General features: G+C 49.9%; 16 protein-coding genes and 2 tRNA genes. 7 read left to right on the top strand and 11 right to left on the bottom strand.

The genetic code is table 11. The features are described 5' to 3' along the window. The 5 genes from ACSZO4_RS09890 to mtfA form a co-directional block, all read right to left on the bottom strand. Window positions 1–485, bottom strand: a 485-nt coding sequence (locus tag ACSZO4_RS09890; RefSeq protein WP_437888751.1) for a helix-turn-helix domain-containing protein, incomplete at its 3' end; no start/stop codon positions are given. Between the two features lie 208 nt (window positions 486–693). Then, a complete protein-coding gene (locus ACSZO4_RS09885) occupies window positions 694–1254 on the bottom strand; it encodes a nucleotidyltransferase family protein (RefSeq protein ID WP_437888750.1) in 561 nt (186 codons plus the stop codon). Between the two features lie 198 nt (window positions 1255–1452). Further along, the gene (locus tag ACSZO4_RS09880; RefSeq protein ID WP_437888749.1) at window positions 1453–2703 is read right to left on the bottom strand and encodes a tyrosine-type recombinase/integrase; all 1251 of its coding nucleotides are present in this window, start codon (window positions 2701–2703) and stop codon (window positions 1453–1455) included. Window positions 2704–2883: 180 nt separating this feature from the next. Further along, window positions 2884–2959, bottom strand: a tRNA-Asn gene (locus tag ACSZO4_RS09875). A gap of 100 nt (window positions 2960–3059) precedes the next feature. Further along, window positions 3060–3857 carry a DgsA anti-repressor MtfA gene (gene mtfA, locus ACSZO4_RS09870; protein ID WP_437888748.1) on the bottom strand — a complete coding sequence of 266 codons (798 nt, stop codon included), beginning with the start codon at window positions 3855–3857 and terminating at the stop codon, window positions 3060–3062. Between the two features lie 93 nt (window positions 3858–3950). On the opposite strand from mtfA, the gene ACSZO4_RS09865 reads away from it, so the two are divergent. Continuing rightward, window positions 3951–4040: transfer RNA gene (locus ACSZO4_RS09865), tRNA-Ser, on the top strand. Between the two features lie 293 nt (window positions 4041–4333). Here the strand turns inward: ACSZO4_RS09865 and ACSZO4_RS09860 are convergent. Together ACSZO4_RS09860 and ACSZO4_RS09855 are read right to left on the bottom strand one after the other, a co-directional pair. Continuing rightward, entirely contained in the window at window positions 4334–5410 is a 1077-nt protein-coding gene (locus tag ACSZO4_RS09860) for a porin (protein WP_437888747.1), read from the bottom strand. Between the two features lie 553 nt (window positions 5411–5963). Then, on the bottom strand, window positions 5964–6155 hold the full coding sequence (locus ACSZO4_RS09855; protein ID WP_437888746.1) for a hypothetical protein: 192 nt from the start codon (window positions 6153–6155) through the stop codon (window positions 5964–5966). A 1-nt stretch (window position 6156) separates the two neighbouring features. Here ACSZO4_RS09855 and ACSZO4_RS09850 point away from each other — a divergent pair, with 1 nt between their 5' ends. Next, window positions 6157–6861 (top strand): phosphohydrolase, encoded by a 705-nt coding sequence (locus ACSZO4_RS09850; protein WP_437888755.1) that lies wholly within the window; start codon window positions 6157–6159, stop codon window positions 6859–6861. Window positions 6862–6876: 15 nt separating this feature from the next. Further along, the gene (locus ACSZO4_RS09845; protein WP_437888745.1) at window positions 6877–7338 is read left to right on the top strand and encodes a very short patch repair endonuclease; all 462 of its coding nucleotides are present in this window, start codon (window positions 6877–6879) and stop codon (window positions 7336–7338) included. Between the two features lie 7 nt (window positions 7339–7345). On the opposite strand, the gene yedA is transcribed toward ACSZO4_RS09845, so the two are convergent. Then, on the bottom strand, window positions 7346–8257 hold the full coding sequence (gene yedA, locus ACSZO4_RS09840; protein WP_437888744.1) for a drug/metabolite exporter YedA: 912 nt from the start codon (window positions 8255–8257) through the stop codon (window positions 7346–7348). 188 nt (window positions 8258–8445) lie between these two features. Between yedA and ACSZO4_RS09835 the strand changes: the two genes are divergently transcribed. From ACSZO4_RS09835 to dgcQ, 3 genes are all read left to right on the top strand, one after another. Beyond that, window positions 8446–9357, top strand: coding sequence for a DUF808 family protein (locus ACSZO4_RS09835; RefSeq protein WP_437888743.1), 912 nt, complete (start codon window positions 8446–8448; stop codon window positions 9355–9357). 78 nt (window positions 9358–9435) lie between these two features. After that, the gene (locus ACSZO4_RS09830; RefSeq protein WP_437888754.1) at window positions 9436–9618 is read left to right on the top strand and encodes a YodC family protein; all 183 of its coding nucleotides are present in this window, start codon (window positions 9436–9438) and stop codon (window positions 9616–9618) included. A 136-nt stretch (window positions 9619–9754) separates the two neighbouring features. Next, window positions 9755–11425 carry a cellulose biosynthesis regulator diguanylate cyclase DgcQ gene (gene dgcQ, locus ACSZO4_RS09825; RefSeq protein WP_437888753.1) on the top strand — a complete coding sequence of 557 codons (1671 nt, stop codon included), beginning with the start codon at window positions 9755–9757 and terminating at the stop codon, window positions 11423–11425. On the opposite strand, the gene ACSZO4_RS09820 is transcribed toward dgcQ, so the two are convergent. Together ACSZO4_RS09820 and yodD are read right to left on the bottom strand one after the other, a co-directional pair. Then, window positions 11380–12219, bottom strand: a complete 840-nt coding sequence (locus ACSZO4_RS09820) for a mannosyl-3-phosphoglycerate phosphatase-related protein (RefSeq protein WP_437888742.1) — start codon at window positions 12217–12219, stop codon at window positions 11380–11382. The two genes, dgcQ and ACSZO4_RS09820, sit on opposite strands and share 46 nt — an antisense overlap. A gap of 298 nt (window positions 12220–12517) precedes the next feature. Continuing rightward, complete coding sequence (yodD, locus tag ACSZO4_RS09815; RefSeq protein ID WP_437888741.1) at window positions 12518–12748, bottom strand: YodD family peroxide/acid resistance protein; 231 nt, start codon at window positions 12746–12748, stop codon at window positions 12518–12520. Window positions 12749–12875: 127 nt separating this feature from the next. Here yodD and dsrB point away from each other — a divergent pair, with 127 nt between their 5' ends. Next, window positions 12876–13064 carry a protein DsrB gene (gene dsrB / locus ACSZO4_RS09810; protein WP_437888740.1) on the top strand — a complete coding sequence of 63 codons (189 nt, stop codon included), beginning with the start codon at window positions 12876–12878 and terminating at the stop codon, window positions 13062–13064. Between the two features lie 41 nt (window positions 13065–13105). Here the strand turns inward: dsrB and rcsA are convergent, their stop codons facing one another. Continuing rightward, entirely contained in the window at window positions 13106–13729 is a 624-nt protein-coding gene (gene rcsA, locus ACSZO4_RS09805) for a transcriptional regulator RcsA (RefSeq protein ID WP_437888739.1), read from the bottom strand. Between the last annotated feature and the right edge of the window lie 251 nt (window positions 13730–13980).

Here is a 13980-nt window from a genome sequence, read left to right as displayed (position 1 = left end):
TGTGCCGTCTCGATTTCACCGCTGGCCTCGTCATCGAGGGCCTTCTTCTCCAGCGCTGCGATTTGAGCGTCGGTCAGCACGATGCCTTCTCTGGCGACTTTTTCCTCAAGCGCCTTCAGGCGTTTACGGAAGTTCTCCAGGTCATGTCGTTGCCAGATGGAGCGCACGCCGCTGCCGGAGATAAACACGCCTTTTTTACGCAGCTCATTACTGGTCCGGTGCTGACCATGAGCCGGGAACTCAACGGCGTACTCAACAACCGCGTGTTCAGTGGCTTCATCGGCGCGGTTCTTCAGGTTGGGGACTCTGCGGTTTTGATTAATCAGCGCGTCAATACCGCCTTCTTCAGCCAGCTCCTGATAGCGATAAAACGTATCTCGCGATACGCCCATGATTTTACAGGCTTTTGAAACGTTACCGAGTTCTTCTGCCAGATTGAGCAGGCCGGCTTTGTGTTTGATGATGGGATTGTTAGTATGGAGCATGAGAGTTACCTCGCGTTTTGTATAAGGATTCGACACCCATATCAAAACCGGTAACTCTCAACCTTTCAAGGTCAAGTGTCAGATCAAGTCGCGACTAATACATATTAGCTGTATTAGCTGTATTAGCTCAGACCTGATCTGACAATGCTGCGGCATAGAGCTAAACTTAATCTGGCGGTCAACTTGCCAGTAGCTGATATCACTAACGTTATTCAGGAATGATAAACTGCAATTTAGGGTAACGTTCCATCCATCCTTTTCTGGCGACACGTTGCCTAAAAATATTAAGTTTTTCACGCTCAAATGGGGGAGTCGGTCTCAGGCGCAATTCAAACAGATCATCAAGTCCATAGGGCGCAATAATCTCAAGAAAATTCGTCTCTCCTATTCTGACGGCGATTGCCGTGGCTGTCTCAGGCCAGTACAGCAGCGCATTCTCTGTTGAGAGATAAGGAAGATTACCGTTACGTTGATGCATTCTGGCTTGATTCTTCACAGAAAAGTCGAACTCAGGAAAGCGTTGGCAAAGCCGCTCTTCCAAGTCGCTATCGTGAGCTGGATTACAACGTTCTGAATCGAACCAGACAACATCCACATCACCAGAAATTTGTACTTGCTTATAACCATGTAAGTGATCCCATACCGCATCTCGTACAAACCCGGCACCAATCCAGCCATCATTGAGCTTTAAGGATTGAATGGCGCAAAGGGCCTTCATTCTTATAGGGTCATCTAACAATAAGCCCTGCAATGTCTCCTGATACTTCATAATTCTTCTCGTTAGAAAATATTGCCACAAACGTTCGTGTCCGCAACTGATGGTATAAATCTTATCCGCTATCTGTAAGGCCTGCTAATTGAAGACCGTAAGTTTTGATTGGGTCTTGCCACTGAGTACCGTCAGATCAAGTCTGAGCTAATACATCTAATGGCTAAACGATATAACGTCATTTTCGGTCTTCTGACATTATCCGTTGTGCGCAAACTCAAACGGCCTGACCATGCCTTCCCGGTTAGCATCGAGAAAATCGGCCCACCATTGCAGCATAACCCTGCGCTCGTCCAAATGTTCAGCCTGATGGATATAGGCAGCACGAACATTATTGCGTTCCTGATGCCCCATCTGGCGTTCAACGGCGTCTTTTGACCATAAGCCAGACTCTATCAGGGAGCTACACGCCATTGTACGGAAACCATGACCGCAGACTTCCTTCTGAGTATCGTAGCCCATTGTACGTAACGCCTTGTTGACCGTGTTTTCACTCATCGGCTTATCGGCATAGTGATCGCCAATGAAAATGAAGTCATGGTCACCACTGATTTGCTGTATTTCTCTGAGAATGGTAACGGCCTGTTGACTGAGTGGCACCAAATGCCGGGTTTTCATTTTGGCTCCACGGTGTGAGTTTTTCACTCCTTTAACCGCTTCGCGCTCTTCCGGTATTGTCCATAACGATTTTTTAAAATCGATTTCTGACCAGCGGGCAAACCGAAGTTCGCTGGAACGGATAAAAATCAGCAGGGTGAGTTTCACCGCCAGTCGGGTGAGCAACCGGCCTTTATAGCTGTCAACACGTCCTAAAAACTCATGGTAGCGTTCAAACGGCAAAGCAGGACGATGTTGACGTTTACCCGTGTTAACGGCCCCTGACATTTCCTGTGCGGGGTTGTAGTCGACAATGCCCTGCTGAACAGCGTAACGCATGATAGCGGTAGTGCGTTGTTTCAGACGCATAGCCACTTCATTAAACCCCTTATCCTCAACCGCTTTTATCGGCACCAGCAGGTCGCGGGTTTTCAGTTCAGCAACATGGCGATTGCCAATAACAGGGAAGATATAGGTTTCAAAGGTGCGGAGAATTTTGGCTCCATAATCTGCTGACCACTTTTTATTGGTGCTGTGCCACTGTCGTGCGATGGTCTCAAAAGAGAACGCGCCACTGTTTTCCAGCCTGTCTTCCTGCTTTTTAGCAGAAGGGTCAGTACCATTAGCCAGTAGCTTACGGGCTGCGTCACGACGTTCTCTGGCTTCCGCTAAGGAAACGGTCGGGTAGACACCTAACGCATGGGTTTTCTGTTTACCTGCAAAGCGGAACTGCATACGCCAGTACTTTGAGCCATTTGGATGCAAAAGCAGGTACATGCCAAAGCCGTCAGTGAGCTTGACGGGCTTATCAGAGTGCTTTGATTTTTTTATCTTAACGTCAGTAAGCGCCATGTTTCAGCCCTCCACATGATGGTACAAAACAAATCGAACCCGTTGTACCAACGAATATAACAACAATGAGGTGTAGCTTTGAGTACTTTTTAACAGACGTGGGTAGACATTGGGAATGGGATAACCAATTGATAGAAAGCAAAAAAACCAGACGTCCGTAGACATCTGGCTTCTTTAAATTGGCTCCTCTGACTGGACTCGAACCAGTGACATACGGATTAACAGTCCGCCGTTCTACCGACTGAACTACAGAGGAATCGTGTGAACGGGGCGCATACTACTTGCCACGTTCATATGTGTCAACACTAAATTTAACTCTCTGATTTAATGGGTTAATTAAACCTCAATCTGCCGTTTTAGTGTACACGTCTGGGGTGCTCATTCGACGAGTATGGCTGGTCGCGTAGACGGGTTAAGGGATCCTGACCATAGAACTGGCAGAATCGTTGCCATAGCTGCGGGAAACGCGGTGCGAAGAGTTCAGGCGCGCTAAAGAAGTACTCGGACAGGACGGCAAAGCATTCAGCCGGATCGGTGGCCGCATAGGCATCAATACTGACGGCGCTTTCGCCCACCAGATCAAGCTCGTCCTGGATATTCTCCATCGCGGCACGCAAATCGTGTTCCCAGCCGGCCACCTCACGCAGCGCAATGAACGGGATCCCGTTACAACGATCGCCGTTACGGGCATCAAGTTTGTGGGCGACTTCATGAACAATCAGATTGAAGCCGGAGGCATCGAAAGAATCCTGAATATCAAGCCAGTTCAGTACCACCGGGCCTTGCTGCCAGCTCTGACCTGACTGCACAATGCGCTGATTGTGCACCAGACCAATATCATCTTCCCATTCGTCATCCACCACAAAGGGGGCAGGGTAGATAAGTACTTCGTGGAAACCATCCAGCCATTCCAGCCCAAGCTCGAGTACCGGAAGACAAAAAATAAGTGCAATACGGGCACTTTTAAGCGCATCCAGTTCGAAACCTTGTAAAGCAACCAGCCGCTTCTGCTGCAAAAAGCGGTCAGCCAGTTGTACCAGCTTTGCTTGTTCCTCTATCGTAAGATTCGCTAACAGAGGAATGTTTAGCGCATCTTCCCAAGGGAATTCACCCTCATGGGAGGATCCTTTCGTTTTCCAGGGCCACTTTATCATCGCTTCGCTCGCAAACTCGCCACTTGAACCTGTTTAACCGTACCGGGGCTGTTAAAATGCCAAATAACCTGGCATGATGGCAACTATTGAAACGGAGAGATGCCGGAGCGGCTGAACGGACTAGTCTCGAAAACTAGAGTAGGGGCAACTCTACCGGGGGTTCAAATCCCCCTCTCTCCGCCACTTCATGCCATCAGTTGTTTGTTACTGATTTCTTTTCACAAATCCCCTCGTTTGTACCGCATGAATGTTACACATCATGGAAAATCCTGTCATGTGCACACATCTCATAAACGTTACCTAATCTACTCTTTTCTCACTTTAGCGTCTTTTACTATTAACAGCAGTTCTCGTGAGCGGGTTCATTGTGGATGTGTGAGGCGGCCAGCCAGGTACGCCGGTTTTTTTGTGTAACGAACTGATTCGCGGGAACAAAAAAGCCCGCATTTTGCGGGCTTGAGGCAGGTGGTCAGGTATCAGAACTGGTAAACGATACCCAGTGCGAACTGGTCGCCTTTATCCAGACCGGTCTCTTTGACGTAAGCGGTATCATCCAACAGGTTGAACTTGTACGCGGCATAGACGTTCATGTTTTTGTTGAAGTAGTACCAGGTGCCAAGTTCGACGTAATTGACACGCGATGCATCGCCGCCATTGAAGTTGCCGCGGCGACTCAGATCGGTCCCTTTAGAGAAGACGTAACCTAAAGACGGACGCAGCCCAAAGTCGAACTGGTATTGTACAACGGCTTCGACGTTCTGGGTTTTGTTGGCAAACTGACCGTCATTTTCCACTGTCATATTACGGGTCTCGCCATACATCACCGCTGCATAAACACTGTTGGCATCATATTTGGCCGCGATTGTCCAGATTTCCGCATTATCGCCTTTACGGTCAGCCGACTGCTCATGGGTACGATCCGATTTGCCGTAGCTGGTGGCAAAACCGAAACCATCAAAGTTAGATGACGCAGACAAACTGTATCCGTCGCCATTTTGCTTCTCTACAACACGGTTACTGTTCTTGCCCTGATACTGAACCGCGAAGTCAAAACCATCAACTTCGCCATAGAAATCACTGACACGGTAAGTCGCTACCCCGTTGGTACGGCCATTCATAAAGTTATCGGTGGCCACCAGAGAGTCGCCGCCCCACTCAACGAGCATATCCGTATAAGACGGGGCGTCATACGCGACCCCATAGTTACGACCATAGTCTAATGAACTTTTGCCATCAAAGCGCAAACCGGCAAAAGCCAGTCGGGTGCTCGACTCCTGGCTGCCTTCCGGCTTGCTGGCTTTCAGGTTGTACTCAAACTGACCAAAACCCGTCAGTGCGCTATTGATTTGAGTTTCACCTTTTACGCCGAAACGGGCGTAGGAGGTGTCTTCGTTTTCACTGTTGCTGTCATCGGTATTACTCCAGACGCGCTCTCCAACCATCTTGCCGTAGAAATCAACTTTATTGCTGTTCTTGTTATATATTTCAGCTGCACTTACAGCGCCAGTGGTTAATAAGAAAGGAACTAATGTCGCCAATGCTAATCTTTTCATAATATATTCCCTTGAGTTATTGATTATATGAATGACAATAACTTCATCTGAAGTTACATAACGATACTATTCTATAAAGTTCATTTTATTTTATTCTGTAAATGTAAGTGAGTTATTTAAAATATTGCAATATGTTTCTGTTTGGCCTTTATATTTGCCGGGGTTATTTAATTAACTTAATGTATTTGTAGGGTTTATTGATTTATTTTGTGGGCGTGATATATAGCTTGGTTTGTATTTTTTGGGTGCATATTATTTGTGGTGAAAACAGATTTGAATTATTCATTCACTGTCGTTAATAATGATAAAAAATCCCGGCATGATAGCCGGGTATACTGATTGTTAAGAGGGGGAGGTTAAATAAAGCAAAAAATATTTAATGATAATAACGGAGGAATAATGACACGGGAAGGCGGTGAAATATAGTGTTTTTAAATGCTGTCTTTTTATTTACCTTGAGCAAGAGAACTGCCAGAAGAATATTTTTTCTGCTCAGACTTTATTCTGATTGATTGTCGTTGCGCCTGTTTTTTCTTTTTGCCCTTTTTATGACTCATGAACTGGCCTGCGCGGTAATTGTCGTTGACGATACGTGGGCATCGGCTATCGTGGAATGGGGCCAGGGATGACTGCGCGCTTTCATCTCCGGCATTGCAGGCGCGATCCCCGGCGCTATCGCCCCGTATGCCGGATGCGTGGCTGGCGATAACAATGGCGAAGCCTGGGTTTTTCTTAACGGATGCATGATGACACTGACACTATGGCAGCAGCGATTTGACGCCTGGCTGCATCAAAACTACAAGCAGGCTGATGCCGCACACGATGTGACACACTTTCGCCGGGTATGGCAAACTGCCCGCCATTTGCTGGACGGGCAAATCGCCGATGAGCGGGTTATTCTGGCAGCCTGCTATTTTCATGACATTGTGAGTTTGCCAAAAAACCATCCGCAGCGGCAGCAGGCCTCGAGGATGGCGGCCCGCAAAGCCCATGAGATTCTTACCACCGATTTTCCGGACTTTCCGGCGGCGTGCTATGACGGCGTGATCCATGCAATCGAAGCGCATAGCTTCAGTGCCGGGATCCCGCCGCAAACGCTTGAGGCCAAAATAGTTCAGGATGCGGATCGACTCGAAGCCCTGGGGGCTATTGGGCTGGCCCGCGTCTTTGCCGTTTCCGGGGCGCTGGGCGTTGCATTATTTGATGGCAACGATCCTTTTGCCGAGGGGCGTGAATTAAATGACAAAGCCTTTGCCCTTGACCATTTTCGTACCAAGCTCCTCTCCCTGCCGCAAACCATGCAGACAGAGAAAGGCCGTGAGCTGGCGCAGCACAATGCCGATTATCTGGTGCACTTTATGGCGAAGCTGGCGGCTGAACTGAAAGGGGATTTTTATGCTATCGACAGCACTGTGTTACAGCGCTTTTGTCATCCGTATCAGCCTGAATAACAGACGAGGCGCCTGATGGCGGATGTTCACGACAAAGCGACCCGCAGCAAAAATATGCGGGCGATTGCAACCCGGGATACGGCGATTGAAAAACGCATCGCGTCGTTGCTGGAAAGCCTTGGGCTGACATTTCGGGTTCAGGTGGCTGAGTTGCCAGGAAAACCCGATTTTGTGCTGGATGCATACCAGTGCGTTATTTTCACTCACGGTTGCTTCTGGCATCAGCATCACTGTTATCTGTTTAAAGTCCCGGCCACGCGCACTGCATTCTGGCTCGGGAAGATTGGTAAAAATGTTGAGCGTGATAACCGGGATACGGCTTTGTTACGGGATCAGGGCTGGCGAGTGCTTATCGTGTGGGAGTGCGCACTACGGGGGCGTGAGAAGTTGTCTGACATGGCGCTGAGCGAGCGGCTGGAAGAGTGGATCTGCGGCGGCGGTGGCAGCGCGCAGATCGACGCTCTGGGTATTCATTAACTCACTTTTATTTCCGGGTCTCGCAGGGCGTCATTACCGGGCGGGCAGGGAAGAGATATTTACCCAGCGTCACCAGCACAACCGCGAGGATGATAATGCCCAGCGCCAGCCATTCGGTTAAGGAGAGGTATTCACCGCCAAAACCGGTGCCGAGCAGCACGGCAACCACCGGGTTAACGTAGGCATAGCTGGTGGCAACGGCCGGGCTGACATTGCGGATCAAAAACATATAGGCATTGATGGCAATAATTGAACCAAACAGCGCCAGGTAGCCAACGGCCAGCAGGCCCTCGGTTGTTGGAAGCCGGGTCAGACGTTCTCCGGAAAGTAACGACGCGACCATCAGCACAATACCGGCAGCTAACATCTCGATGGCGCCCGCCATCATCCCGGACGGCAGCGCGATACGTGAGCCGTAGACGGAGCCGAAGGCCCAGCTCATCGAACCAATTAAGATCATGACGGCGCCCCAGGGATTGCCGCTGAGGTTACCGCCGCTGTTGAGTAAAATGATGCCGGAAAGACCGATGGCAATGCCTGCCCATTCGAGTTTGCGGGTTTTGATGCCAAAAAAATGGCTAAAGCACAGAGTGAACAGGGGGACAGTGGCGACCACGACGGCGGCAATACCTGACGGAACATTCTGATGTTCTGCAACCGTCACGAAACCATTGCCGACGGCCAGCAAGAGCACGCCGATAAGCGCGGCATTGAGCATCAGGCGAAGAGAGGGGAGTTTATGCCCGGTAAGCAATAAAAAAGCCGTCAGCAAAACCCCAGCGCTAAGAAAGCGTGTACCTGCCATTAAAAGCGGTGGCCAGCTTTCAACGCCAATACGAATAACGAAATAGGTGGAACCCCAAATAATATACAGCGCAAACAGTGCGCCGATCAGTGGTAAAACTTGCCTGAAACGCATACTCCCTCACAGCGAAATAAAAAGGACGCATATAGTTAACGCTAAAACTATTGTGCTGGCGAGGAGTTAATTGTGCTGTAGCTGTTAAATTTTTGTTGTTTTTCGGCGGACAATTTTCGCCGCTGCATTTTTACATCATACTAAGGCTGTTCAACAGTAATGAAAGGCTTTTAATAAGGAAGGATATTTTGGCAGGAAGTAGCTTATTAACACTCCTTGATGACATTGCAACTCTGCTGGATGACATCTCGGTAATGGGAAAACTGGCGGCAAAGAAGACCGCAGGCGTACTGGGTGACGATTTATCCCTCAATGCGCAGCAGGTCTCTGGTGTTCGCGCCAATCGCGAATTACCGGTGGTCTGGAGTGTGGCGAAAGGGTCGCTTCTCAATAAAGTGATTCTGGTCCCTCTGGCGCTGCTGATTAGCGCCTTTATTCCCTGGGCTGTTACGCCACTGCTAATGATTGGCGGGGCTTTTTTGTGTTACGAAGGGCTGGAAAAAGTTCTCCATACCCTCCATGCGCGCAGGCATCCTGAAAGCCCTGAAGTCCGCCAGCAGCGTCTTCAGGCCATCGCCGCGCAGGATCCGCAAATCTTTGAGCGTGACAAAATCAAGGGAGCCATCCGTACGGACTTTATTCTGTCGGCTGAAATTGTTGCCATTACGCTTGGGATTGTGGCTGATGCCCCTTTGATCAATCAGGTGCTGGTGCTTTCGGGGATTGCTCTGGTGGTTACCGTTGGCGTTTACGGGCTGGTTGGAGTCATCGTCAAGCTGGATGATATGGGGTACTGGCTGGTGGAAAAAAGCGCGTTGCTGGCGCAGATGGCCGGTAAAGCGTTGCTGATTGTTGCCCCCTGGCTGATGAAGGCGCTCTCTGTTGTCGGCACGCTGGCCATGTTTCTGGTCGGGGGTGGGATAGTGACGCACGGTATCGCGCCCCTGCATCATGCCATTGAGACATTCTCAGCCCAGTATCCCGCATTCTGGCTGGTTATCTTACCGGTGCTGGCAAATCTGCTTGTCGGCCTGCTGGTCGGCGCCGTCGCGCTGCTGGCAGTGAATGCTGTTTCCCGCCTGCGCGGGGCGAAACTGTAAAACAGTTCCTGGTGGTTATGCAAAGGGACAAATCTTCGGCTAAGGTGAAATCGTTTCACTCTGATACTGGAGGCAATGATGGTCTTTGTAGTCAGTGATGAAGTTACCACGAAACACGGTGGTCCATGCATGGTCGTTACCGGCTTTGCCAGCGGCATGGTTGAATGTCGCTGGTATGACGGCTACGGCGTGCAGCGTGAAGCCTTTCGGGAAGATGAACTGATTCCTGGTGGCAGGTCTAATGGTTGCGAAGAGGCATAACCATGTGAACGCCCGGCATCCCCGGGCGTTCACATTTTGACTGACGCCCCGTCAGGGCAACGTGGCGCAGGGTATTTATTAGGGAGTCTCAGTGCGGCAGGATAAGGTCGTGAGTAGCCCATTGCGGCTGGCCAAGATGACAAAATGGTTCGATCCCAGCGGGGTTGTTAACCTCTGTTTTATTATTGTGCTGGTCATTTCAACCGTACTCACCTGGCGTGAAGTAGCGGTTCTTGAAGACGCCTATGTTGCCAGTCAGCGTAATGCGCTGGAAAACGTCAGTAACGATCTCGACAGGCAAATGCAGGTCAGTATCGACCGCTTACTCTTCTTTCGCCATGGTATGGAAGCCGCGCTACAAACCCCTCTGGCTTTCGAAGTGCTGCGCAACGTGCAGGGAAAATTTGCGCGTCAGCGGTCTTTACCCTACTGGCAGATTGTGCTCGATAATCGTCGTACGCTCCCTCTGAATGGCGTTGCAGACTACTTTGTGGAACAAAGTCCGCTGCTCAGTCGTGATGACACACGCCTGCAAAATGAAATGACGGCGGCGCTGGAGTTGGGCTATCTGTTCCGCCTGTCGGCAACCACGGTTATGCGTCCCAGGCAGTCCTGGTATGTTTCCCGTGCGGGTTTCTTTCTTACCACCCAACCTGTCGGGAAGATGGAGGTGATTCCCAATGAATATTACCAGTTGCTCGCCCGTCCCTGGTTTATTCAACAGCGGGAACGTGAGAACAAACAGCGTGGCGTTCGCTGGTTTACCGATCAGGCCCGCAAAGCCGCTGACAGTGACTCTGTCGTGATGGCAAGTGTGCCGCTGGATTATGAAAGTTACTGGTACGGCGTGCTGGCGATGAGCTTCCCGGTATCCGCGATACGCCAGGTGTTAATTGAGGCGCGGCAGAGCGAGAAGGATGGCGAGTATCAACTCTATGACAGTCAGTGGTCATTACTGGCCACTACAATGATCACAAGCGTTGACCGTATCCATACCTTCACGCCGGAAGATCGCAAGGCACTGAATCAGGCAATGAGTTCGGATACTGCCGGTGGGATGAGCATGGGAACACGTTTCATCAGCTGGGAGAAACTCCAGCATTTTGATGGCGTGATGCTACGCATTCATACCCTGCGGGAGGGGCTGCAAAGTGATTTTGGCACCATCAGCATCTCTTTATCCCTGCTGTGGGTGCTCTTTACCGGGATGTTGCTCATGGCCTGGGGAGTTATTCGCCGGATGGTCACCAATATGTATCGCCTCCAGCATGATCTGCAATGGCAGGCCTGGCATGACCCGCTTACCCGGTTATCAAACCGCGGCGCGCTCTTTGATCGCGCGAAAGCGTTATCTGACGAGTGCGCCCGGCGGCAGCAAGCTTTCTCGGTAATTCAAATCGATCTCGACCATTTCAAACGGATCAACGACCGCTATGGTCACCAGGCGGGGGATTTAGTGCTATCCCATGCCGCCAGGCTTATCGGTAATTCAATCCGGGAGCCGGAAATCGCCGGACGCGTCGGTGGGGAAGAGTTTTGCGTCTTACTCCCCGGAAGCAACCTTGAAGAGGCGGTGCGCATTGCCGAGCGGATCCGCAGTCGCATCAGCAGCAAAGAGATTCTGGTGCAGAAAAGCCAGACCATTCGCGTCAGTGCCTCTCTGGGGGTGAGCAGCGCGCTGGAAACCGGGAATTACGATTTCCAGAATCTGCAATATGTGGCAGACAGCCGCCTGTATCTGGCTAAACGCGCTGGCCGCAATCAGGTCCGGTCAACAGACGACGAGCAGCCTGAACCCAGCATATGATCCAGTCCTTCCCGCCAGCCTGCGGAGCCCTCAAGTGTGGTATGAAAAACCCGCTCGGGGGAATCATTACGTAGCCGTATCCCGTGCCGGTTAAGCCCTTTCACAACCACTGCAAAATCGACGGCGTCGAGCAAGGGGGCATCATTAGGGCCATCTCCCAGTCCAAGGGTGGTAAAGAATTTACCTGCGTAATGATGATACTGGCGGGTCAGCCAGTTGACCGCACTGTCTTTACCTCCTCGCGCATCCAGTACATGCCAGAAACGCGCCCCCTGTACAAATCGCAGGTCGCGATCGGCAAGCAGCGCGGTAAAAGCGGACATTTGTTCATCACTGTCACGCCAGATCAGTGTTTCTGAAGCCTCCTGCATACGAGCAAGGCTGGCCTGAGCCAGCGGCAGACCCGTTACTTCGGCCAGAATGCGATCGTCCAGTTCGCTAAAGGTCGTGAATTTAAACCCGTGCTGCTGACGTAACTGCACGAGCAGCAGGGCTATCTCGCTGTGAGAGGTGCCCTGGCGTATACGTGGGTAGTGAACGTCGGCCTGCCAGCGCTTATCAAGCTGGATAACTGCGCCGTTCTCGGCGATAAAAGGCAGACCCTGTAGTCCGAGAATACGCTGTATGGCATCCATTTCCGCGGCCGTTTTACTGCTGCAAAGAATAACCGGCACCTGATGTTCGCGCAGATGCGCCAGCCATTGTGCGGCGGGTTGCCAGTCGCTGGTGTGGCTGTCCATCAGCGTGCCATCGACATCGGAGAAGATCAGTAGCGTATCGTCAAGCGTGGGCACTGGAGGCTCCTTTACCGATAAGGTATTGATGACCAGGATAATTCCCATTTTTTAGCGGTCAGGCGATCTGTTGCCTGGCTGCGCAAACGGGGGAAGGACTGCCAGAACTGGATCGGGATGTATAAATCACAAGAATAGTTCGAATTCAAATAGTTCAAATTATCAATATTTCCTTGTCATGCAATTTTTTGGGCGATATAGTGCTACCTGCATCAGATATCCTGATGTAACGAATTTTAAGTGCTTCTTGCGCAAGCAAGCTTTATCCCGGTCATCCCATGGCCGGGATTTTTTTCTGTTAGCGGTTCACTTCACTGATACTGAAATCGTGAACATCCAGCTCGAACGCATCCGCCAGTTCACGCCAGGTATGATACTCACGTCCATCTACGCTAACGCGTTGCCCGTCGCTGTCCTCGACTCGCTGGACGTGACTCTCGCTAATCTCATTAATCGCAGCCAGTAGGGCGTCTACATCGACGTTCACATCGCGGCTGGCAGTGTCGCTGTACTCTTTGGCTGTTTTCATCTTCATGACCTCATTGACCGACCCGTATTGAGTATAGACGGTAGAAAAAATAGCCAGCCAAACGCCAGGACGCTGCCAGTTAATGAGAATTGTTCTACACTGGCACAAATGCGACAGGAGGAGAGTTATGAAGGTTAACGATCGGGTTACGGTCAAAACGGACGGTGGTCCACGCCGCCCGGGTACGGTGCTGGCTGTAGAGGCATTTAGTGAAGGTACTATGTACCTTGTTTCGCTTGAGGATTACCCGCTCGGAATCTGGTTCTTTAATGAAAAAGAGAGCCCTGACGGGATTTTTGTCGAAAGGGAAGAATGATTTTTTCGCCCTCCTGAACAGGAGGGTGAAGTTCTGCACGGCTATCGCATATTCACGAAAATACCGCTGGTCACATTGTCTGTGAGACGCACGACATGGTAAATCACTTGCTTATTGTGCGTTTTAATTTTCTTTTTAATATTACCCTTATGTGATGATACCGTTTTTGCTTTAATATTCATTTGATCAGATATCTGAATCGTATCCTGACCCGACATCCACATTTTAAGCATGCTGGATTCAGTACGACTTAACGATAATGTCGGTAAATTACCAAAACCAATGCTTTTTTTCTCTTTTCCCAAATAATCTGCCAAAAAAATATCCAGTGACTCAGGCTTAATTGATTTAGAACTGATCAACAAATTTTTCCTGACTAATAAATATTCGTCAAAGTGGATATTCGCTATCGCCATAAAAACGATAAATAATGTGCGAGGATGTTGATTAATTATTTGCTTAATGTGTTGACTGCTGACGGGATCGTGAATAAAGCAGTCCTCATTAATAAACACCACCGTGGGCTGTAGCGTTGCACAAACAGACTCGAGTTCTTCGACAGTTGTTACGTCGTTGATTTCTCGCTTTTTAACCCCCCGACTTGCAAGATAACCCGTTAGTCCTAGCCGGGTATAACTGCATAAATCCATAATAATCGTTGACATGGCATACCCTCACTCAATGCGTAACGATAATTCACCCTCGCCAGAGGTCGCAGCACCAGCAGAAAAAATAATAACAATTAACAGTGTCCTGACCTCAGGCGAAACCACTATCCCGTAAAGTTACGTATAATTTGCCAGGAATCATCTTAAAGTAAAGTAAATAATGTGTTATGTGAGGGTGTTAAAAACAATTAAACCGCGCCGGATATAAGTTAGTGGATGTTCCTCAATAACGTTTTTAGGAATCTCCT

It is taken from the genome of Phytobacter sp. V91, from assembly GCF_965644225.1.
GTDB lineage: Bacteria > Pseudomonadota > Gammaproteobacteria > Enterobacterales > Enterobacteriaceae > CBFFRJ01.
The sequence above is the reverse complement of the archived record's forward strand: the minus strand, read 5'-3'. Positions and strand labels throughout refer to the sequence as shown.

Excerpts from the sequence above, each read along its gene's own strand:
- mtfA (WP_437888748.1), bottom strand. The coding sequence starts at position 3,857 with ATGATAAAGTGGCCCTGGAAAACGAAAGGATCCTCCCATGAGGGTGAA.
- ACSZO4_RS09880 (WP_437888749.1), bottom strand. The coding sequence starts at position 2,703 with ATGGCGCTTACTGACGTTAAGATAAAAAAATCAAAGCACTCTGATAAG.
- ACSZO4_RS09845 (WP_437888745.1), top strand. The coding sequence starts at position 6,877 with ATGGCGGATGTTCACGACAAAGCGACCCGCAGCAAAAATATGCGGGCG.
- rcsA (WP_437888739.1), bottom strand. The coding sequence starts at position 13,729 with ATGTCAACGATTATTATGGATTTATGCAGTTATACCCGGCTAGGACTA.
- dgcQ (WP_437888753.1), top strand. The coding sequence starts at position 9,755 with ATGACAAAATGGTTCGATCCCAGCGGGGTTGTTAACCTCTGTTTTATT.
- dsrB (WP_437888740.1), top strand. The coding sequence starts at position 12,876 with ATGAAGGTTAACGATCGGGTTACGGTCAAAACGGACGGTGGTCCACGC.
- ACSZO4_RS09855 (WP_437888746.1), bottom strand. The coding sequence starts at position 6,155 with ATGCATCCGTTAAGAAAAACCCAGGCTTCGCCATTGTTATCGCCAGCC.
- yedA (WP_437888744.1), bottom strand. The coding sequence starts at position 8,257 with ATGCGTTTCAGGCAAGTTTTACCACTGATCGGCGCACTGTTTGCGCTG.
- ACSZO4_RS09885 (WP_437888750.1), bottom strand. The coding sequence starts at position 1,254 with ATGAAGTATCAGGAGACATTGCAGGGCTTATTGTTAGATGACCCTATA.
- ACSZO4_RS09830 (WP_437888754.1), top strand. The coding sequence starts at position 9,436 with ATGGTCTTTGTAGTCAGTGATGAAGTTACCACGAAACACGGTGGTCCA.
- ACSZO4_RS09850 (WP_437888755.1), top strand. The coding sequence starts at position 6,157 with ATGACACTGACACTATGGCAGCAGCGATTTGACGCCTGGCTGCATCAA.
- ACSZO4_RS09860 (WP_437888747.1), bottom strand. The coding sequence starts at position 5,410 with ATGAAAAGATTAGCATTGGCGACATTAGTTCCTTTCTTATTAACCACT.
- yodD (WP_437888741.1), bottom strand. The coding sequence starts at position 12,748 with ATGAAAACAGCCAAAGAGTACAGCGACACTGCCAGCCGCGATGTGAAC.